General features: G+C 70.2%; 17 protein-coding genes and 1 pseudogene. 8 read left to right on the top strand and 10 right to left on the bottom strand.

Annotated elements, in window-relative coordinates; translation table 11 throughout:
* Positions 1-9: 9 nt before the first annotated feature.
* The 3 genes from LX12_RS06080 to LX12_RS06090 form a co-directional block, all read right to left on the bottom strand.
* The gene (locus LX12_RS06080) at positions 10-780 is read right to left on the bottom strand and encodes an SWIM zinc finger family protein (protein ID WP_253653622.1); all 771 of its coding nucleotides are present in this window, start codon (positions 778-780) and stop codon (positions 10-12) included.
* Positions 777-3,596: a DEAD/DEAH box helicase gene (locus LX12_RS06085; protein ID WP_253653883.1), complete on the bottom strand. Its 2,820-nt coding sequence runs from the start codon at positions 3,594-3,596 to the stop codon at positions 777-779. The genes LX12_RS06080 and LX12_RS06085 overlap by 4 nt, the downstream gene beginning before the upstream one ends.
* A 99-nt stretch (positions 3,597-3,695) precedes the next feature.
* Positions 3,696-4,328 (bottom strand): TetR/AcrR family transcriptional regulator, encoded by a 633-nt coding sequence (locus tag LX12_RS06090; RefSeq protein ID WP_253653623.1) that lies wholly within the window; start codon positions 4,326-4,328, stop codon positions 3,696-3,698.
* Between the two features lie 102 nt (positions 4,329-4,430).
* Between LX12_RS06090 and LX12_RS06095 the strand changes: the two genes are divergently transcribed.
* The 5 genes from LX12_RS06095 to LX12_RS06115 are packed head-to-tail and all read left to right on the top strand — an operon-like array spanning position 4,431 to position 8,300.
* Complete coding sequence (locus LX12_RS06095; RefSeq protein WP_253653624.1) at positions 4,431-5,102, top strand: peroxiredoxin-like family protein; 672 nt, start codon at positions 4,431-4,433, stop codon at positions 5,100-5,102.
* Positions 5,103-5,143: 41 nt separating this feature from the next.
* The gene (locus LX12_RS06100) at positions 5,144-5,902 is read left to right on the top strand and encodes an enoyl-CoA hydratase/isomerase family protein (protein ID WP_253653625.1); all 759 of its coding nucleotides are present in this window, start codon (positions 5,144-5,146) and stop codon (positions 5,900-5,902) included.
* Positions 5,899-7,083, top strand: coding sequence for a molybdopterin-dependent oxidoreductase (locus LX12_RS06105; RefSeq protein WP_372504933.1), 1,185 nt, complete (start codon positions 5,899-5,901; stop codon positions 7,081-7,083). Before LX12_RS06100 ends, LX12_RS06105 begins: the two co-directional genes overlap by 4 nt.
* Complete coding sequence (locus tag LX12_RS06110) at positions 7,080-7,526, top strand: hypothetical protein (RefSeq protein ID WP_253653626.1); 447 nt, start codon at positions 7,080-7,082, stop codon at positions 7,524-7,526. The genes LX12_RS06105 and LX12_RS06110 overlap by 4 nt, the downstream gene beginning before the upstream one ends.
* A gap of 3 nt (positions 7,527-7,529) precedes the next feature.
* Positions 7,530-8,300: an SDR family NAD(P)-dependent oxidoreductase gene (locus LX12_RS06115; RefSeq protein WP_253653627.1), complete on the top strand. Its 771-nt coding sequence runs from the start codon at positions 7,530-7,532 to the stop codon at positions 8,298-8,300.
* A gap of 14 nt (positions 8,301-8,314) precedes the next feature.
* On the opposite strand, the pseudogene LX12_RS06120 reads toward LX12_RS06115, so the two are convergent.
* The 3 genes and pseudogenes from LX12_RS06120 to LX12_RS06130 form a co-directional block, all read right to left on the bottom strand.
* A pseudogene (locus LX12_RS06120) lies at positions 8,315-9,294 on the bottom strand (GmrSD restriction endonuclease domain-containing protein).
* A 47-nt stretch (positions 9,295-9,341) separates the two neighbouring features.
* Positions 9,342-10,103, bottom strand: a complete 762-nt coding sequence (locus LX12_RS06125; RefSeq protein WP_253653628.1) for an SDR family NAD(P)-dependent oxidoreductase — start codon at positions 10,101-10,103, stop codon at positions 9,342-9,344.
* Between the two features lie 29 nt (positions 10,104-10,132).
* Positions 10,133-11,278 carry an acyl-CoA dehydrogenase family protein gene (locus tag LX12_RS06130; RefSeq protein ID WP_253653629.1) on the bottom strand — a complete coding sequence of 382 codons (1,146 nt, stop codon included), beginning with the start codon at positions 11,276-11,278 and terminating at the stop codon, positions 10,133-10,135.
* 146 nt (positions 11,279-11,424) lie between these two features.
* Here LX12_RS06130 and LX12_RS06135 point away from each other — a divergent pair, with 146 nt between their 5' ends.
* On the top strand, positions 11,425-11,637 hold the full coding sequence (locus LX12_RS06135) for a TOBE domain-containing protein (RefSeq protein WP_253653630.1): 213 nt from the start codon (positions 11,425-11,427) through the stop codon (positions 11,635-11,637).
* An 85-nt stretch (positions 11,638-11,722) separates the two neighbouring features.
* Here LX12_RS06135 and LX12_RS06140 read toward each other — a convergent pair whose 3' ends face one another.
* Together LX12_RS06140 and LX12_RS06145 are read right to left on the bottom strand one after the other, a co-directional pair.
* Positions 11,723-13,567 carry an MFS transporter gene (locus LX12_RS06140; protein WP_253653631.1) on the bottom strand — a complete coding sequence of 615 codons (1,845 nt, stop codon included), beginning with the start codon at positions 13,565-13,567 and terminating at the stop codon, positions 11,723-11,725.
* A 15-nt stretch (positions 13,568-13,582) separates the two neighbouring features.
* Positions 13,583-14,026: a MarR family winged helix-turn-helix transcriptional regulator gene (locus LX12_RS06145; protein ID WP_253653632.1), complete on the bottom strand. Its 444-nt coding sequence runs from the start codon at positions 14,024-14,026 to the stop codon at positions 13,583-13,585.
* Positions 14,027-14,237: 211 nt separating this feature from the next.
* Between LX12_RS06145 and LX12_RS06150 the strand changes: the two genes are divergently transcribed.
* A complete protein-coding gene (locus LX12_RS06150; RefSeq protein WP_253653633.1) occupies positions 14,238-15,179 on the top strand; it encodes an alpha/beta hydrolase in 942 nt (313 codons plus the stop codon).
* A 41-nt stretch (positions 15,180-15,220) separates the two neighbouring features.
* Positions 15,221-16,504, top strand: coding sequence for an APC family permease (locus LX12_RS06155; protein ID WP_253653634.1), 1,284 nt, complete (start codon positions 15,221-15,223; stop codon positions 16,502-16,504).
* On the opposite strand, the gene LX12_RS06160 is transcribed toward LX12_RS06155, so the two are convergent.
* A complete protein-coding gene (locus LX12_RS06160; protein ID WP_253653635.1) occupies positions 16,458-17,951 on the bottom strand; it encodes a DUF2867 domain-containing protein in 1,494 nt (497 codons plus the stop codon). The two genes, LX12_RS06155 and LX12_RS06160, sit on opposite strands and share 47 nt — an antisense overlap.
* Positions 17,948-18,796, bottom strand: coding sequence for a putative protein N(5)-glutamine methyltransferase (locus LX12_RS06165; protein ID WP_253653636.1), 849 nt, complete (start codon positions 18,794-18,796; stop codon positions 17,948-17,950). Before LX12_RS06165 ends, LX12_RS06160 begins: the two co-directional genes overlap by 4 nt.
* Positions 18,797-18,799 lie beyond the last annotated feature (3 nt).

Genomic DNA, 18,799 nt, shown 5'->3' on the forward strand with positions numbered 1-18,799 from the left:
CGACCATCGTCACCCATGGCCGCGGACGCGAGCCACCAGCTCCGCCAACTCGTCGGTGACCTCCGCGACGTCGAGCGCGGCGACTCCCGAGGCGCGGAGCGCTCGGGCCAACCCGTCGGTGTCGAGCTCGGAGAGGACGTCGAAGTCCGGCGGTGTGGGGAGCGGTGGCAGCACGCCGACCGCGAACGGGTCGTCGGAGGGGCGGCGGGGAGGGGTGTCGTCCTGCGGAGGTGCGTCACCGGAGACCGGATCGGTGCGCATCCGGGTGAGCAACGTGGGCACGTCCGCCCCCATCATGGCCAAGGCGACGCCGGGGCTGTCGTCGATGCGGGCGGCGAGTTCGTAGGCGACGGCGAGCACGTGGATGCAGTGCGGCTCGTCGTCGGGGCACGAGCACTCGACGGTGAGATCGGCCGCCTCGGTGGGCAACACCATGGCCGCGAGGGTCGGCGGCTGCTCGCCGCGGGCGACGGCCAGCAGGTCGTCGGTGGCGTCCTGCGCCCGAAGCAACGACACGACGGTGTCGGGCTCGACGGTGCGGAACCGCAGTGCGGTCTCGAACGGGTCGAGCTGGCTGCCCTGGACCAGGGCGGTGACGAGGCCTGCTTGCAGGCGGAGGTCGTGAACCTGCCGTTCTCGGAAATAGCTGCGCGCCTTCGTCACCCGTCGGGTGTCCGACGGGCGGTCCGCGATGTCGAGCACAGCACGCGCCCATGGCGTGCGCCCGTATCCGCGGAGCGGGGTGTCACCCCGACGGGGTCGTCCGCCGCGGGGGCTCATTCCCCGACCGCCTCGTCGCGCAGCCGGATGAGGTCGTGCAGCTCGTCGTCGCCGATGTCGGCCAGCCAGTGCTCACCCGAGGTGACGGTCAGGTCCGACAGCACCCGCTTGTCCCGGATCATCGCGTCGATCCGTTCCTCGATGGTCCCGATGCAGACGAACGTCCGGACCTCGACCTCGCGCTGCTGGCCGATCCGGTGGGCGCGGTCGGTGGCCTGGTCCTCGACGGCGGGGTTCCACCACCGGTCCACGTGCAGGACGTGATTCGCGGCGGTCAGGTTGAGTCCGGTACCGCCCGCCTTCAGCGACGCGATCATCAGGGGCGGACCGTCGGTCTCGGAGAACTGCTCGACCATGGCGTCGCGCGCTCTGCGACCGACACCGCCGTGCAGGAAGGGGACTGGCGCGTCGAGCCGGGCGGCGAGCCACGGTGCGAGCATCTCCCCGAACGCGGTGAACTGTGTGAACAGCAGGGCGCGTTCGCCGTCGGCGACGATGGTGTCGACGATGTCGGCGAGGAGTTCGAGCTTGCCCGAGCGATGCGCGTTGCGGCGCACCAGCGGCGAGCCGTCGCCGAGGAAGTGTGCGGGGTGGTTGCACACCTGTTTGAGGCGGGTGAGTGCGGCGAGCACCGTCCGGACGCGGTGCCCCTCGTGGGTGGCGTCGGACTCGACCTTGCCCAGCGCCGCCATGAGGTCGTCGGTGACGGCGCGATAGAGCGCGGCCTGCTCGACCGTCAGGTTGGCGCGCACGGTCAGCTCGGTCTTCGTCGGCAGGTCCGCGACGATCGTCGGGTCGGTCTTGACGCGCCGCAGGATGAACGGCGAGGTCATCGCGGCCAGGCGACGAACGGCGTCGGGGTCGCGCTCCCGTTCGATGGCCTCGGCGAAGCGGGCCTTGAACGCCGAGGGCGAGCCGAGCAGCCCGGGGTTGACCAGGTCGACGACAGCGCGGAGATCCTCGAGTCGGTTCTCCACCGGCGTGCCCGTCAGCGCGACACGATGGCGCGCCCGGATCGCGCGGACCGCCTTCGCCGCGGCGGTCGACACGTTCTTCACGTGCTGCGCCTCGTCGACGACGAGTCGTTCCCAGCGGACGTCGCCCAGGGCCTCCTTGTCGCGCACGGTGAGCGCGTAGGTGGTGACGACGACGTCGGCCGAGGTGACCGCGGACGAGAACCGTGCCGCCCGCGTGCGGCCCGCGCCGTGGTGGACGAGCACGCGCAGATGCGGTGCGAATCGCGCGATCTCGCGCTCCCAGTTGCCCACCACCGACATCGGGCACACGATCAGGGTCGGACCGGGTCCGTCGTCGCCGGCCTGCTCGCGTTCCGCGCACAGCAGCGCGATCACCTGGATCGTCTTGCCCAGTCCCATGTCGTCGGCGAGGACGGCGCCGATCCCCAGGTCGGAGAGATGGGCGAGCCACTCGACGCCACGGTGCTGGTACGGCCGCAGGTCGGCGACGAGGGTGTCGGGAACGGGCCGCGGGTCCGGCCGGACCGCGCCCTGAGCGGCGATGTCGTCGAGCCAGGACAGTCCGGACACCGAGGCGACGGGGATGCCCGGGCCGCCGGCGCCGGTGACGAGCCCGAACAACTCGCCCATGTCCGGTGGGTGGCCGGACGCGGCCAGCGCCTGCTGGGTGGTGATGAACTCCGCTGCGCGACGCAACGACGTCCCGTCCGCCCGGACCCACACCCCGCGGACGCGGACGAGGCTGCCCTTCTGCTCGGCGAGCGAGCGCAACTCGCCCTCGTCGAGGACGGTGTCGCCGAGTGCCAACTGCCACTGGAAGTCCCGGATCTCGGCCAGGCCCGCCATCACCGATCGCTGAACGGTCGCACCGGGGGCCGCGCCCCGCAGTGACAGAGTCGGTGTCGCGATGGCGATGGTGCGGGGAAGCAACACCCCGATCCCGGCGTCCCCCAGGGCGGTCGCCCCATGCTCGAGCAGCGCGCCGACGGTCTCGGTGTCGAGGAGGAAATCCAGGGTGTGGTCGTCGTGGCCGGCGCGGGCCAGGGGATCGAACGCCCGCACCGCACCGGCGAGTTCGGTGGTGACCTCGTCGAGTTCGAGGGGTGAGAGCCGACGGATCTCGAGCGGCTCGTCACCGTCGGGTGTACGTCGGCACACCTGCAGCCGCCAGTGCTGCGCCTCGGGGTCGTCGGACGCGGCCGGCTCGTGCAGGCGCAGGACGAGAGAACTCTCGCCCTCGCGGACGGCGTCGGACCAGTCCTGCCACGACCGGGACGCGGCCGACGCGCGGTCGGGGGCGATCGCGCTGTCCGCGTCGGGCAGGAGCGAGCGGACGAAAGGGGAGCGCACGGCGCCGGCGGGGATGTCGCGGCAACGCTCGCGGCACGTGAGGTCGACGAGTTCGCGGCAGAAGTCCTCGACGGCCTCGGCGCCGCCGTTGTCGATCAGCACCTGGGGCGCGGCCGCGCTCGCCTGTGACAGCCAAGTGCGCCACGGGGCCGTGGGGACCGGGGTCCATCGGACGCTCCACGATCCACCGACCCAGGCGACCGCCGGGGCGACGGCCCCCGAGGTCACGAAGCGTCGGACACCCTGCGTCACATGGCGATAGAACTGGAGCTCGCCGCCCGGTGCGACGCCCAGGTCGTCGTCGAGGAGCGCGACGGTCGCCGCCGGACCGAGCGTGACCGTGCCTGCGTGGACGGTGGCCTCGCCGACGCGGATCCCGATGGTGCGCCGCAGGGTCCGACCGGTGACCACGGCGGCGACGGGCGCCGGGAGATCGTCGCGGGGCTCGGTGGTGGGTGCACCGGAGGAATCGGTGAACCACAACGACATCCCGACCCCCGGCCGCCACAGCGCATGGGTCGGCGGGGTCGGACTCACGACGTCATCGTGGCACGGGGGGCCGACACGGCGACGTCGAGCACAGGGCGGTCACCGAGTTGCCAACAGTTCGGCACGGTGCACCACGGCATCCAGCGAGGCCCGTAGAGGTGCGGTGTCGCGCTGGACCTGCGCCATGAGCAGTCCGCCCTGCAGGGCCGCCAACGTGGCCACGGCGAGCGACGCGGTGTCGACCGAGTCCTCGAACACGCCGCGGTCGCGCATCGCGTCGTACCCGCGCCGGATCGCCCGCTCCCACCGGGCCAGTGCCCGCGCCACCGCGGCGCGGGCGTCGGGGTCCGTCTCGGCGACCTGAGCGCCGAGTGAGCCCAGCGGGCACCCTCCCGAACAGCCACCCAGCCGCTGGTAGTCGACGATCCCGTCGCACCAGCGCCGGAGTCCGTCGAGGGAGTCGAGGTGTGCGAACACCTCTTCGTGGGTGCCGACGATGGTCTCGTCCTGGTGGGCGATCACCGCGCGCACCAGCTCGTCCTTGTCCGAGAAGTAGTGGTAGATCTGCGAACTGCTGACCCCGGCGCGGTCGCGGACATCCTCCATCGTCGTGCCCGACACCCCGATGTCGAGCATCAACGCGGCTGCCGCCGTGACGATGCGCTCCCGAGTCTGTCGACCACGGCTCGTCAGCGGGCGTCCGGTGCTCGTGCGCAGGCTGTCGGTGGACATGGCGCGACCCTATCTTTTCTGGAGTGGACATTCCAGTTTTTGCTCGACATCGTGGTCGATGTCGGGGACGACCCCGACGTGCGCAGACCCGAGGAGCAGACGATGACCGCAGCCCAGGACTCCATGATCGACCGACTGACCGCGACGCTGGTGGGGTCGCGCACCCAGTTCCCCGCCGAGGTGTCGGATGCGTTCGACGCCGACCGTGCGGCGCTGGACGCCGCCGGAGTGCCCGACGACGTCGCCGCCGTGGGCACGACGCTCCCGGACGCGGGCGTCCTCACCGTCGACGGGTCCACGACGCGCCTCTCCGACGAGTTGGGCGGACGGACCGCCGTTCTCGTGTTCTACCGCGGTGCGTGGTGCCCCTTCTGCAACATCGCCCTCCGGGCGTACCAGCAGGAACTGGTTCCCGCGTTGGAGGAGCGGGGCGTCGCGCTGGTCGCCCTCAGCCCGCAGAAGCCGGACGGCTCGCTGAGCACCGCCGAGGCCGACGAGTTGACGTTCTCGGTGCTCTCCGACGCCGGCAACGCTGTCGCGCGCAGCCTGGGCATCCTCGCCCCGACGAACCCCGACGCCCTCGCCGCACAGCGGAAGCTCGGTCTGGACGTCACCGAGGTGAACGCCGACGGCACGGCAGATCTGCCGTTCCCCACCGTCGTCGTCGTGGATTCGTCGCGGACGGTGCGCTTCATCGACGTGCACCCGAACTACACCTCACGCACCGAGCCCGCGCAGATCCTCGCCGCGCTCGACGCCATAACCGATCGCTGAACGCCCCGTCTCACAACTCATCTCCCGACAGGAGTCCTGCCATGACCCAGCCCGACTATTTCACCCGTTTTGAGAACCTCGCCTTCGACCGCACCGACGACGGTGTCCTCACCATGCGGTTCCACACCGACGGTGGCCCCGCGACCTTCACCGGGCAGACCCACGAGGACCTCCCGAAGGCGCTCGAGGAGATCGCGCTCGACGCCGACAACCGGGCGCTGGTCCTCACCGGCACCGGCGACGTGTTCATGGACAGCATCGACGGCGACAGCCTCGGTGAGATCTTCCGACCCGCGGTCTGGGAGAAGATCCGCACCGAGGGACTCGCAGTCCTGCAGCGGCTCCTCAGCCTGCCGATCCCCGTGGTCGGTGTCGCGAACGGTCCGGCGACCGTGCACTCGGAGTACCTGTTGCTCACCGACATCCACATCGCCTCCGAGCGCGCCACCTACGGCGACTTCCCCCACCCGGCGTTCGGGATCACCGCCGGTGACGGGCTGCAGGTGGTGTGGGAGGAGATCGCCGGGACGGCGCGTGCCAAGTGGCTGCTGTGGACCGGTGACACGATCGACGCCGCCACCGCGGAACGGTGGGGCGTGGTCAACGAGGTCGTCGAGCACGATCAGGCGTATGCCCGCGGGCTGGAACTGGCACGCACCCTGGCCGCCAAGCCACGCCTCTACCGGTCGCTGCAGAAGCAGACCCTGAACCAGAAGCTGCTCCGCCGCATCGTCGAGGGGGTCCCGTTCGGCATGGCTCTGGAGGGTCTCACCGCAGCCGATCTCGCCTATCAGCAATGACAGCGCGGGCTGATCTGGCGGCGACCCTGTACGCGATCGCGTTCACGAAACAGCCTGCGCCCGAGGCGGATGTCGGTCCGCGCAGCCCGAGGATCGTCGCCCGTGTCGGCCTCATGCTCGGCATCTGCGTCGTGGTGTGCCTGGCGACGGGGCTCGTGAGTCACTGGATCCAGCACCCGCCGGGCTGGTTCGCGTTCCCGACCGATCCACCGTGGCTGTACCGGGTCAGTCAGGGCCTGCACGTGATCACGGGGACGGCGGCGATCCCGCTGCTGCTGATCAAGCTGCAACTCGTGTACCCGCGGCTGTTCGCGCGGCCGGTCATCGGCACACCGTTGCGCGCGGCCGAACGCCTCTCGATCGCCGTCCTCGTCAGTTCGATGATCTTCCAGTTGTTCACCGGCCTGATGAACACCGCGCAGTTCTACCCGTGGCGGTTCTTCTTCACCACGACGCACTACGCGATGTCGTTCGTCGTCGTCGCCGCACTGCTCGTGCACATCGCGGTCAAGCTTCCGATCATCCAGGCGGCGTTCCGGTCTCCACTGGGGTCCACCGAGGCGATCGACAATGAGCCGGTGACGGGCGAGCGTGGGGTCTCGCGCCGCGCGATCCTCGGCGGCTCGGTGGCGGCCGCAGGGCTCGCGGTCGTGGCGTTCGCGGGTCAGACCGTCCCGTTCCTGCGGTGGGTCTCGTTCCTCGCGCCGCGGTCGGGGGAGGGTCCGCAGGGGGTGCCCGTCAACCGGACCGCGTCGGCGGCCGGAGTCGTCGACATGGCTCGAGCCGCCGACTACGTGCTGACCGTCGTGGCCGACGGGCGGAGCAGGGCACTGACCCTCGACGATCTGCGGCGACTTCCCCAGCACGACAGCGATCTCCCGATCGCCTGTGTGGAGGGCTGGAGCGCAGAGGCCCGTTGGCGTGGGGTCCGGGTGCGCGATCTCGTCGCGATGGTCGGCGGCGACCCCGACCGTGCCGTGCGCGTGGTCTCCCTCGAACGCGGGATGTACGGCGAGAGCCTGCTGCCGGCCGCATTCGCCCGCCATCCGAGCACGCTGGTGGCCCTCGAACTGCACGGTGAGCCCCTCACCGTCGATCACGGGTACCCGTGCCGACTGATCGCCCCCAACCGTCCGGGTGTCCTGCAGACCAAGTGGCTCAGCCGGATCGAGGTCACATGATCATCCGCCTCGCGCGGCTGGTCCTGATCCTGGCCGCACTGCCTGTCGGCTGGTACGGGTTGTCGCTGCTGTGGGACATGAGCGCTGCCGACAAGGCCTCGATCCTGGTGTGGCTCATCGGCGGACTCGTCGCCCACGACGCGATCTTCGCGCCGGCATGCATCGCGGCCGGCCACAGCGTGAGAGCGATCCTCCCGCAGCGGTGGTGGCCCCCGGTGCTCGCCGGATCGTCCGCCACGCTGCTCCTGGTGCTCCTCGCTCTTCCCGTTCTGTACCCGCGATCGACGTCGCAGCTCCCACCCGGGGACGGGCAGAGCGGCACCATCCTCGACCGCCCCTACGGCCTCGGGCTGGGTCTCGCGGTACTCGTGATCTGGGCCCTCGTCGTCGTGCTGATCGTCCGGCACCGCACACCATCGCAGTCAACCGACACCAAGGAGTGAACAGTGTCATCCATATTCATCACAGGATCGTCCGACGGCCTCGGACTCATGGCGGCGCGGTCGCTCGTGGCCGACGGGCACAGCGTCACGCTGCATGCGCGCAACGCCGCCCGCGCCGACGAGACCCGGGAGGCGGTCCCCCAGGCACACGGGATCGTGGTCGGCGACGTGTCGCAGATCTCCGAGATGCGGTCGGTCGCAGAGCTGGCCACCGAGAACGGTCCGTACGACGCCGTGATCCACAACGTCGGCCTGGGGTACATGGCCTCCGAGCGGGTCGAGACCGCCGACGGACTCGATCGCACCTTCGCGGTCAATGTCCTCGCGCCCTACGTGATCACCGCGTCGATGCCACGACCGAAGCGGCTGGTCTACCTGAGTTCGGTACTGCACCAGCAGGGTGTCTTCGACCTCTCCGATGCCCAGTGGACCCGACGACCGTGGGACGGCAACCAGGCGTACGCCGACAGCAAGCTGTTCGATCTGATGCTCGCGTTCGCTGTCGCACGACTCTGGCCGGACGTCCTGGTGAACTCCGTCGAACCAGGGTGGGTGGCCACGAAACTCGGCGGCGCCGAAGCGACCGACGACCTCGACGCAGGGCCTGTCACCCAGGTCTGGCTGGCCACGAGCGACGAACCGGCGGCGCTGGTCACGGGGCAGCACTTCTACCACCAGGAGCTCGCGGCGACCCATCCCGACGCGCGGTCGGTGGAGAAGCAGGATCAGCTGCTCGCACACTGCGCGGAACTCACCGGGATCCGGCTCACCTGAGTCGGCGCCGGCGATTACTCGCAGGCGACACCGTCGCCGTCCCGATCGAGGCCCGCGCGGTATCCCGGGTCCCCGACACGCAGCGGCGCCGCGCCGGCGGCGCGGGCGGCGGAGCAGTTCCGGTAGTAGGCCGAGCCGCCGTCCGGAGTCGCGGCCGGGACGAGCGGTCGGGGGGCCTCGGTGGTCGTCGGGGCCGGCGGTGGTGGTGGCGGGAGCTCGACCGTGGTGGTGGTCGTCGGTGCCGCTGCGGTCACCTGCCCGCCGCAGGACGTGAGGATCCGGACCATCGCGTCCTTCTCCGCCGACGTCACCCACAGTCGGTAGGCCGACTTCACCGTGATCTGCCGCTCGACATAGGTGCAGCGGTAGGAGCGGCTCGGCGGCAACCAGGTCGCAGTGTCGCCGTCGCCCTTCTGCTGGTTCGTCGGGCCGTCGGTGGCCTGCAGGTTGCGGGGGTCGTTGGCGAAGTCGCGGCGCTCGTCGGCCGAGAGTTGCTGCGCGCCTTTCTGCCAGGCGTCGGACAGGGCGACGACGTGGCGATCTGGACGGCCTCGGACGTCCGCTCGCCGCGGGTGAACGGGATCGACCGGCCGGTGTAGGGGTCGGCGAGCGTTCCGGAGAGCACGACGCAGTCGCGGGTGCCCGGCCTGGCGACGACACCCGTCAGGTCACGGCGAAGGACGTCGTTGCGCGTGTCGCATCCGTTGTGGCCGAACGCGACGTCGACGTCGTCGGACCACGCCTGCCCGAACTGTGCTCGGCTGTAACCGGTCTTGGGGGCGCGGCCCTTCACCGGCAGGGTCTCGAGAGTGGCCAGCGCGGCCGACGCCGCGCCGGAATCGGCAGGCGGAGATGTCGTCTCGACCGGCGTACTCGTGCTCGTCGGCTCGGGCGAGCTCGTCGCGACCGTCTCGGTGGTGGTGCGGGTGACCGCGGCCGCCTGGTCCGACGCCTGCTGGGTGTCGTCGGGCGCGACGAGACCGACCAGTGCGATCACCGCGACGACCCCGACCCCCGTGAGAACCCCCAGGCGACGCCGGGTCACGTGACGGTGACGCCGCCGTCCACGACGATGGTCTGCCCGGTGACGTAGCCGCCTGCGTCGGACGCGAGCCAGACAGCGGTCGCGGCGAGTTCGGCCGGGTCACCCATGCGCTTGAGGAGCTGGCGCGCCTGCTGCGACTCGAGGTAGCCCGCGTCGTACTGCTCGGTCATCTCCGATGCGAAGAAGCCAGGAGCGATCGCGTTGACGCGGATGCCCTTCCGGCTACCCCACTGCTGGGCCAGGTCGCGCGTGAGACCGATGACGCCGGCCTTGCTCGCCGCGTACGCCGCCTGCGGCAGACCCGCGGTCGTGAGCCCGAGGACGCTGGAGATGTTGATGATGCTGCTCCCCGGCTGCATCACCTTTGCGGCAGCCTGTGCGGCCCAGTAGGAGCCGTTCAGGTTGATGTCGATGACGGTGCGGAACTGCTCGGGCGTCTCTCGTGTGGCGGGCACCGCGGTCCCGACGCCGGCGTTGTTGATCAACACGTCCACTCGACCGAACGCCTCGGTCGCGGCGTCGACCATGGCCGCGGCCTGTCCGGGGTCGGCGACGTCGGTCGCCACGCTGACGGCCTTCGCTCCCAGCGACTCGACCATCGCCTGGGTGTCCGCGAGCTTGTCGACGCGACGAGCCGCGAGGACGACCGACGCCCCCGCCTCGGCGGCGGCGCGGGCGAAGGCGACGCCCAGGCCCGACGACGCGCCGGTCACGATGACGACCTTGTCGTCGAGGCGGAACATGTCGAGCACGGCCATGGGCGATCTCCTCGCTGAGATGTCGGTTCCTACAGACCGAGATCGCGGCCGATGATCTCCTTCATGATCTCGTTGGAGCCGGCCCAGATCTTGGTCACCCGGGCATCCTTCCATGCCTGCGCGATGCGGTACTCGTTCATGAACCCGTAGCCGCCGTGGAGCTGCACGCAGACGTCAAGGACCTTGTTCTGGATCTCGGCGGTCCACCACTTGGCCTTCGCGGCGTCGGCGGGGCTGAGCTCGCCGTCGCAGTGCGCGGCGACGCAGGCGTCGACGAAGGCCTGCGTCACGTCGAGCTGGGTGGACAGCTCGGCGATCGTGAACTTGTTGTACTGGAACGAGCCGACGGCTTGTCCGAACGCCTTGCGCTCGGTGACGTAGGTCAGGGTCTCGTCGAACAGCGCGCGGGCGTGCGCGATGTTCGAGACGGCGCAGTTCATCCGTTCCTGCGGCAGGAACGTCATCATGTGGATGAAGCCGCGGTCGACTTCACCGATGACGTTCTCGGCCGGCACCCGGACGTCGGAGAAGAACAGCTCGGCGGTGTCGGACTCGGGCTGACCGACCTTGTCGAGCTTGCGGCCGCGCTCGAAGCCCTCCATCCCCTTCTCGACGGCGAACAGGGTGATGCCCTTGGCCTTCTTCTCCGGCGACGTCTTCACCGCGACGACGACGAGATCGGCGTTGAAGCCGTTGGTGATGAACGTCTTCGAGCCGTTGAGGATCCAGTCGGACCCCTCCTGGCGGGCGGTGGTCTTGATCCCGGCGAGGTCCGATCCGGCGGCGGGCTCGGTCATCGCGATGGCGGTCACCGTGTCGCCGGTGCAGAAGCCCGGCAGCCACCGCTGCCGCTGCTCCTCGGTGGTCAGGTGCACGAGGTAGGGCGCGACGATGTCGACGTGGATGCCGAACGCCGACGGGATCGCGGCGCTCACGCCGGAGAGCACCTCGGTGAGTTTGGCGTTGAAGCGGTAGTCACCGGCGGCCGAGCCGCCGTACTCCTCGGGGATCTCCAGACCCAGGAAGCCCAGCTCCCCCGCCTGCTTCCAGATCTCGCGGTCGATGAACCGCTGCTCGATGATCTTCTCGTGGCGCGGCGTGACGTACCGGTCCACGAACTCCTGGACCGATTCGCCGAACGCGCGGTGGTCGGGTCCGTACAGGGTCCTGCGCATGGTGTCTCCTCGACGATCTGTGATCCCGGGCGCACCGTTGTTACCGGCGAGTAGCTCCAGGTGACTCCATGCTGCGCCGAGACGTGCGTGCAGGTCAAAACGCTGCATGTGATCTGGATCGCACCCCGTCGACTACCGTCGCGGACATGCGCCTCTCCACGCGGAACCAGCTGTCCGGGACCATCGCCGAGATCACCCTCGGGTCGGTCATGGCGACCGTCAAGGTCACCCTCGACCCCGGCGGCCAGACCGTCGTCTCCTCGATCACCAAGGAGGCCGTCGAGGAACTCGGCCTCACCGTCGGCCAGCCCGCCACGGTCCTCGTGAAGTCGACCGAGGTGACCATCGGGGTGGAGTGACCGAACGAGAACCGCCCCGAGAGGGACGTCCGATGGCGTAGTGCCGTCGGGGTGCCTTCTCGGGGCGGTTCTCAGTGGTGTGCGATCAGCGGCCTGCGTACTCCTCGAGCTCCGCGTGCTCGGCGTCGCGTGCGGCGACGCCGGTGAACCCGACGCTCGCCAGCTCCTCGCCGACCGTCTCGTGCGGCTCGTCCGTCGAGGTCTGCGCCGGCTTGCGGCCGGTGAACAGCGACGCGATCGCGCCGAGGACGCAGCAGACGATGGCGAAGGTGAACGCCGCCGACAGACCGTTGGAGAACGGCTCCGAGATGAGGTGCGGGAAGAAGTTCAGCCCGGTGAGCGTGTCCTGGTTCGACTGCGACAGCGTCGACAGGTGCGGTCCGACGAGTTCCTTGATCGGGTTGTAGCCCAGGAACGCGGCGAACAGCACGCCGACGGTCGGCAGGTTCGCGACCGCGTTCGCGTCGGACTGCGAGACACCGTGCGCCACCAGCCCACCGTGCATCGCCGACGGCAGGTCGCTGGACAGGCCGGCGATCATCAGGCTGAAGAACAGGCCGATCGACAGCACCATCGCGGCGTTCTGGAACGTGGTCATCATGCCCGCGCCGGACCCGCGGGAGTTCGCGGGCAGGCTGTTCATGACCTCGGCGCGGTTGGGGGATGCGAAGAGTCCCATGCCGATCCCGTTGATCAGCAGGATGACGGCGAACGCCCAGTAGTTGAAATCGACCGGGATGGCGATCAGCGCGGCGAACGTGCCGGCGGTGAGCAGCAGGCCGCTGGTCGTGAACCACTTGGTCCCCACGCGGTCCGACAGCCACCCCGACACCGGTGCCGACAACAGGAATCCGATGGTCATCGGGACCATGTAGATACCGGCCCACAGCGGGGTGCGGGTGTAGTCGTACCCGTGCTGCGGCAGCCAGATCCCCTGCAGCCAGATGATGAGGATGAACTGCAGACCGCCACGACCGATGGAGGCCATCAGGTTGGCCACGTTCCCGTACAGGAACGAGTGGTTGCGGAACAGCGACAGGTTGAACAGCGGGTTCTCGACGCGGGTCTCGATCACGGCGAACGCCGCGAGCACCACCGCGCCACCGATGAGGCAGGACAACACCATCGGGCTGGACCACCCCATGTTCGACGCACCGTAGGGCTGGATGCCGTAGGTGATGCCGACGAGGATCGCGACGAGCCCGACGGCGAACGTGATGTTGCCCCACCAGTCCATCGTCGCCTTCTGACGGATTCCGGTGTCGTGCAACTTCATGTACGCCCAGACGGTCCCGACGACGCCGAACGGCACCGACACCAGGAAGATCAGGTTCCAGTCGATCGGGGCGAGGACACCGCCCACGAGCAGGCCGAGGAACGACCCGGCGATCGCCGCGACACCGTTGATGCCGAGCGCGAGGCCGCGCTGGTGCTGCGGGAACGCGTCGGTGAGGATCGCCGACGAGTTCGCCATCAGGAACGCGCCGCCGACACCCTGGACGACGCGCCAGAAGATCAGCCAGATGGCGGCCGGTGCACCGTCGAACCACGTGGCGGCCAGGAAGATCGACGACACGGTGAAGACCAGGAACCCGATGTTGTACATGCGGGCGCGCCCGAACATGTCACCGAGGCGCCCGAAGCTGACGACGAGCACGGCCGTGACGACGAGGAAGCCCATCATCATCCACAGCAGGTAGCTGGTGTTCGACGGCTCGAGCGGGTTCAGCTTGATGCCCTTGAAGATGTCGGGCAGCGCGATGAGCACGATCGACGAGTTGATGGTGGCGATCAGCATGCCCAAGGTGGTGTTGGACAACGCGATCCACTTGTAGTGGGGGCCGAGGTCGGCCAGTGACCGGGTGCGTCCGGACCGTGACGGTTCCGGCGCCCCGGCGTGGTCGAGCAGGGCCGTGGAGCGGTGGGTCATCTCAGGCTTTCTTGTTCAGGCGCGGGACGTGGACAGGGCGGCGGCGAGCAACTCGAGGGATCGCTCGGCCGCTGCGCGGTCGCCGGGTTCGAGGCGGCCGAGGGCCTCCTCGACCAGTCGGGCGCGGCGGGACGTGGTGCCGTGGACCAGGTCGGCTCCGTCCTCGGTCGGTTCGATCAGGCTGGCGCGACCGTCGACGGGGTCGGCGGTGCGTCGGACCATGCCGTCGCGTTCCAGGGACGAGACGATCCGCGACATCGTCGGCGCGGTGACGCCCTCGTGGGCGGCGAGGTCGGACAGTCGCATCGGCGGGTTGGTCGCCAGCACCCACAGCGCCGACGTCGCGCCGAGTGACAACGAACCGGAACCCGTCTGGCTCCGCAGGGTCCGGATGATCCGTGCGAGTGCGGTGTAGACGGTCACGGCACGTCCGGTCTGGGTCGGTGTCGCCGTCGTCATGGGTCCTCCCTCGTGCGTCCGGTGGGACTCACAAGAGATTAGTTGCGAACTACTAAGTAATCGAGTCGTAAAGAAACTGCAGGTTGCCGGAGGTGAACGGGGAAATGTCGCGTGTGCCCGGTCCGTCCCTCGCGGTTCTGTGAGGGCGTTATTCCCCTGTTACTCTCCGGGGGTCCCACCGACGACCACCGCCAAAGGACCATCACTCCCAATGTCGATTCGTAGCCTCCGGACGCGCCTGACCGCTGTCCTCGTGGCCACCGTGACCGCCGCGGGTGTCGCCGGCGTCGTCTCCACAGCCCCTGCCCAGGCCCGCCCCGCGGACGCGCAGATCTACTCGGCCGCGATGGGGAAGAACATCCCCGTCCGCGTCCTCCGCGCCGCCAACGGCAGCAACAGCGCGCCGACGCTCTACCTGCTCGACGGTCTCCGTGCACCGAACAACGACAACGGCTGGCTCATCAACACCGACGTCGTCCGGTTCTTCTCGAACAAGAACGTCAACGTCGTGCTGCCCTACGGCGGTGCCGGCACGTTCTACCAGGACTGGCAGAACCGCGACCCCGTGCTGGGCAACGTCAAGTGGGAGACCTTCCTGACGCGTGAGCTCCCGGCGGCCATGAAGGCGCGCTTCGGCTCCGACGGGGTGCGCAACGCGATCGCAGGCCTGTCGATGAGCGGCACCTCCGCGCTGATCCTCGCGACCGACCACCCGAACATGTACCAGGGCGTGGCCTCCTTCAGCGGCTACCCGGTGAGCAGCGAGCCCGGCTTCGCGCAGGGCATCGGCCTGGCCGTCGGCCAGATCGGCGGCGACGTCAACAACATGTGGGGCGTCTGGCCCGGCGGTCAGTGGCTCGCCAAGGACCCCGCCCTGCACGCGGGCAACCTGCGCGGCAAGCGCGTCTACATCTCGGCCGGCCTCGGTGGCTCGAACATCGACCCGACCGCCGACCCGGTGAAGTTCGCGCAGTTCGTGCCGCTCGAGACCGCGGCCGGTATCGCCAGCCAGCAGTACATCGGCACCCTGCGGATGAACGGGATCAACCCCGTCACCCACATCACGCAGGACGGGACCCACTGGTGGACCTACTGGCAGGCCCGCCTCAAGGAGGCCTGGTTCTCCACCCTCGGTCCGGCGCTCGGCGCCTGACGTAGTCCACGCACCCGGAGCCCGGTGAGGTCACCTCGACGATGACCACACCGGGCTCCGGTCGTCTGTCCCGCCGTCTGTCGACGACGCAGGCGACCGTCATCGGGCTCGGCTCGATGATCGGTGCCGGGGTCTTCACCGCCTTCGCCCCCGCGGCGGCGGCCGCCGGCTCGGCGCTGCTCGTCGGACTCGCCGTCGCCGCCGTGGTCGCCGTCTGCAACGCCCTCTCGTCGGCGCAGCTCGCGGCGCAGTACCCCGAGGCCGGCGGCACGTACCTCTACGGCCGGGAACGGCTGGGCGAGTGGTGGGGCTTCGCCGCGGGCTGGATGTTCGTCGTGGGCAAGACGGCCAGCTGCGCCGCGATGGCGCTCACCGTCGGGACCTATCTGGCCGGTGAGACGTGGGGTCCCGTGGTGGCTGTCGTCGCCGTCGCCGCGGTGGTGACCGTGAACTGTCTCGGCGTCACACGGACGGCGACGGCCACCGCGGTCATCGTCACGGCAGTTGTCGCGGTGCTCGTCGTGGTGGTGGTGACCGGGGTCGTCGGTGGAGACCCTCGTGCGGACAACGTGGCGATCAGGGTCGACGGTGGGAGCGTCCACGGCGTGCTGCAGGCCGCCGGTCTGCTGTTCTTCGCCTTCGCGGGGTACGCGCGGATCGCCACCCTCGCCGAGGAGGTCCGTGATCCGCGGCGGGCCATCCCGCGTGCCATCGTCGGCGCGCTCACCTGCGCCCTGCTCGTCTATGCGGCCGTCGGCGTGACCGCGGTGGCCGTGCTGGGTCCCGACGACCTCGCCGACACCCCGACGCCCCTGGTCGCCCTGGTGTCCGCGAGCGGAGCCGACGTCATCGCGCCTCTCGTCCGTGTCGCGGCGGCGGTCGCCGCACTCGGCGCGCTGCTGGCGCTCGTCGCCGGGATCGGGCGCACCGGGCTGGCCATGGCCCGGACCGGCGACCTCCCCCGACCGCTCGCCGCGGTGCACCCGCGGTTCTCGGTGCCGCACCGGATGGAGATCACCGTCGGTGTGATCGTCGCGGTCGCAGTGCTGACGGTGGATCTGCGTGGCGCGATCGGCTTCTCGTCGTTCGGGGTGCTGCTGTACTACCTGGTCGCGAACCTCGCCGCGGCGACGCAGACCGGATCTCACCGCCGCTACCCGATGGCCGTCCACGTGGTCGGCGCGATCGGCTGTGTGGCGCTCGCCGTGAGCCTCCCGGTCGCGTCCGTCGTCGCGGGGATCGTGGTCGCCGCGGTGGGAGGTCTCTACCGGCTGGTCGTCAGGCGCGGGTCGACGAGCGGGCCGACTTCTCCGCGTTCCGGATGATGTCGCGCACCAGCGTCGCGAAGATGACCTTGTGTGCCGGCAGCTGGCCGTACCAGTACCCGAGTCCGGCAAGGCCCTTCGGGTAGTAGATCGTCCGCTGGCGCAGTCGGGCGCCGGACCCGTCGGGCTCCACGCCCAGCTCGAGCCACGCCGTGCCGGGCATCGTCGTCTCGGCGCGCAGTCGGAGCAGCCTGCCGGGTTCCACGTCCTCCACCCGCCACCAGTCGAGGGGCTCGCCCTTGGTGGGCTCGCCCGTCGGGCGACGCTTCTTCGGGCCCGGCCCCCCGCCGACGACGAGGTCGACGGCGGTCCGCGCACGCCACACCGCATCGAGGGTGAACCACCCTGTGTCACCACCGATCGACGAGACGGTGTCCCACAGCTGCTTCGGGGTGATGCGGGTGGTCGCGGTCCGCTCCTCGACCATCACGTCCTCACCCGCCCACGCAGGATCGCTCGGGAGCGGCTCGGCCGGCGACACCGACGCGTCGGCGTTCGACCACGGCACGCTGGTGTCGGCGCGACGCACGCGGTCGAGTGCGGCGTCGAGCGCCTGCCGGTAGGTCAACAGGCCGCCGTCCGGGCGGGGGATCACCTCGTCGATGTCGTGGTTCTTCATCACCGCGTCGCACTCGAGGGACTCGACCAACGGCCGCGCGAGCGACGTGGGGATGGGGGTGACCGTGCCGACCCACCGGCTCGCCAGGGTGGGCGTCAGGTACGGCAGCACGATCATCCGTCGCTTCGGCAGACCCGCGGCCTGCGCGTAGAGCTGCATCATCTCGCCGTACTCGAACACCTCGGTGCCACCGATGTCCCAGGCACGACTCTCGGGCACCGTCGCCGACGCCGCCTCGACGAGGTAGTGCAGGGCGTCGCGGACGGCGATGGGCTGGATGGTGTTGTGCACCCAGCGCGGCGTGGTCATGACGGGCAGACGCTCGGTGAGGTGGCGGATCAACTCGAACGACGCCGAGCCCGAACCGATGACGACACCGGCCTGCAGGACGACCGTCTCGATACCCGACGCGAGCAGGATCTCCCCGACCTCCACCCGCGACGCGAGGTGCTTCGACAGCTTCGTGCCGTCGGGGTGCAGCCCGCCGAGATAGACGATCCGGGAGACGCCGCAGGCCTTCGCCGCCGCGGCGACGTTGCGCGCCGACTCGGCCTCCTCCTCCTTGAAGTCGCCGGTGCCGTCACCGCCCATCGAGTGGACGAGGTGGTAGACGACGTCGACGCCGTCGAACGCCCGCATCAGCGAGTCGCGGTCGGAGAGGTCGCCCTGCACCACGGTGCCCTCGCCGACCCAGGGGGCGTCGTCGAGTTTCGCCGGGGTCCGCGCCAGCGCCCGGACGGTCCATCCCGCGGCGGCGAGGCGGGGCGCGAGGCGGCCCCCGATGTAGCCGGTCGCCCCGGTGACGAGGGCCGTTCCGGTGGTGCTCATGTGGTGCTCGCTTCCGTGTCGGCCCCCGGGCGGGGGCGCGCGGTCCCCACCGTCAACGACGGGAGTTCTCGGTTTTGTTCTCGCGGTGCCCGCCCGACGGTGACGACGCCGCCGAGGTCGTCGTCGGTCACGACGTCGGCATGCAGGCCGACGGCCGTCATCGCGGTGGTGAGCGACGGCGCCTGACCGGACGAGGTCTCGATGGCCAGCACCCCGCCGAAGGCCAGCCAGGCGCCCGCCTCGGAGACGATCCGTCGGGCGATGTCGAGCCCGTCGTCACCGCCGTCGAGCGCGATGCGCGGCTCGTGGTCACGCGCCTCGCGTGGCATGGTCTCGACGGCCGCGGTGGGCACGTAGGGCGCGTTGGCGACGAGGACGTCGACGGCGCGACGCAGATCGGCGGGCAGGGGAGCGACCAGGTCACCGGTCAGGACCTCCGCCTGCGGCAGGTTGACTCGCGCGCACGCGGTCGCCGCGGGGTCCAGATCGACCGCGACGACCCGAGCCGGCCGACGACGTGTCGCCACCACGTGGGCGACGGCTCCGATCCCGCAGCACAGTTCGACGACGACCGCGCCGTCGTGCGTCGCCTCGGCGGCGACGCGGGCGAGGAGCTCGGTGCGCCGCCGGGGCACGAACACCCCGGGTGCGACGGACAGCCGTGCACCGGCGAACGCGACCCATCCGACGACGTGTTCCAGCGGCTCGCCGCCGACCCGACGGGCCAGGAGCGCGGCGACGTCGGTGTCGGGGGCCTCGAGCAGGATGCGCGCCTCGTCCTCGGCGAACACGCACCCGGCGGCGCGGAGCTCGTCGACGACGTCCTGGTGTCGGACCGACGCCACGCC

Source organism: Williamsia serinedens, from assembly GCF_024171725.1.
Lineage (GTDB): Bacteria > Actinomycetota > Actinomycetes > Mycobacteriales > Mycobacteriaceae > Williamsia_A > Williamsia_A serinedens.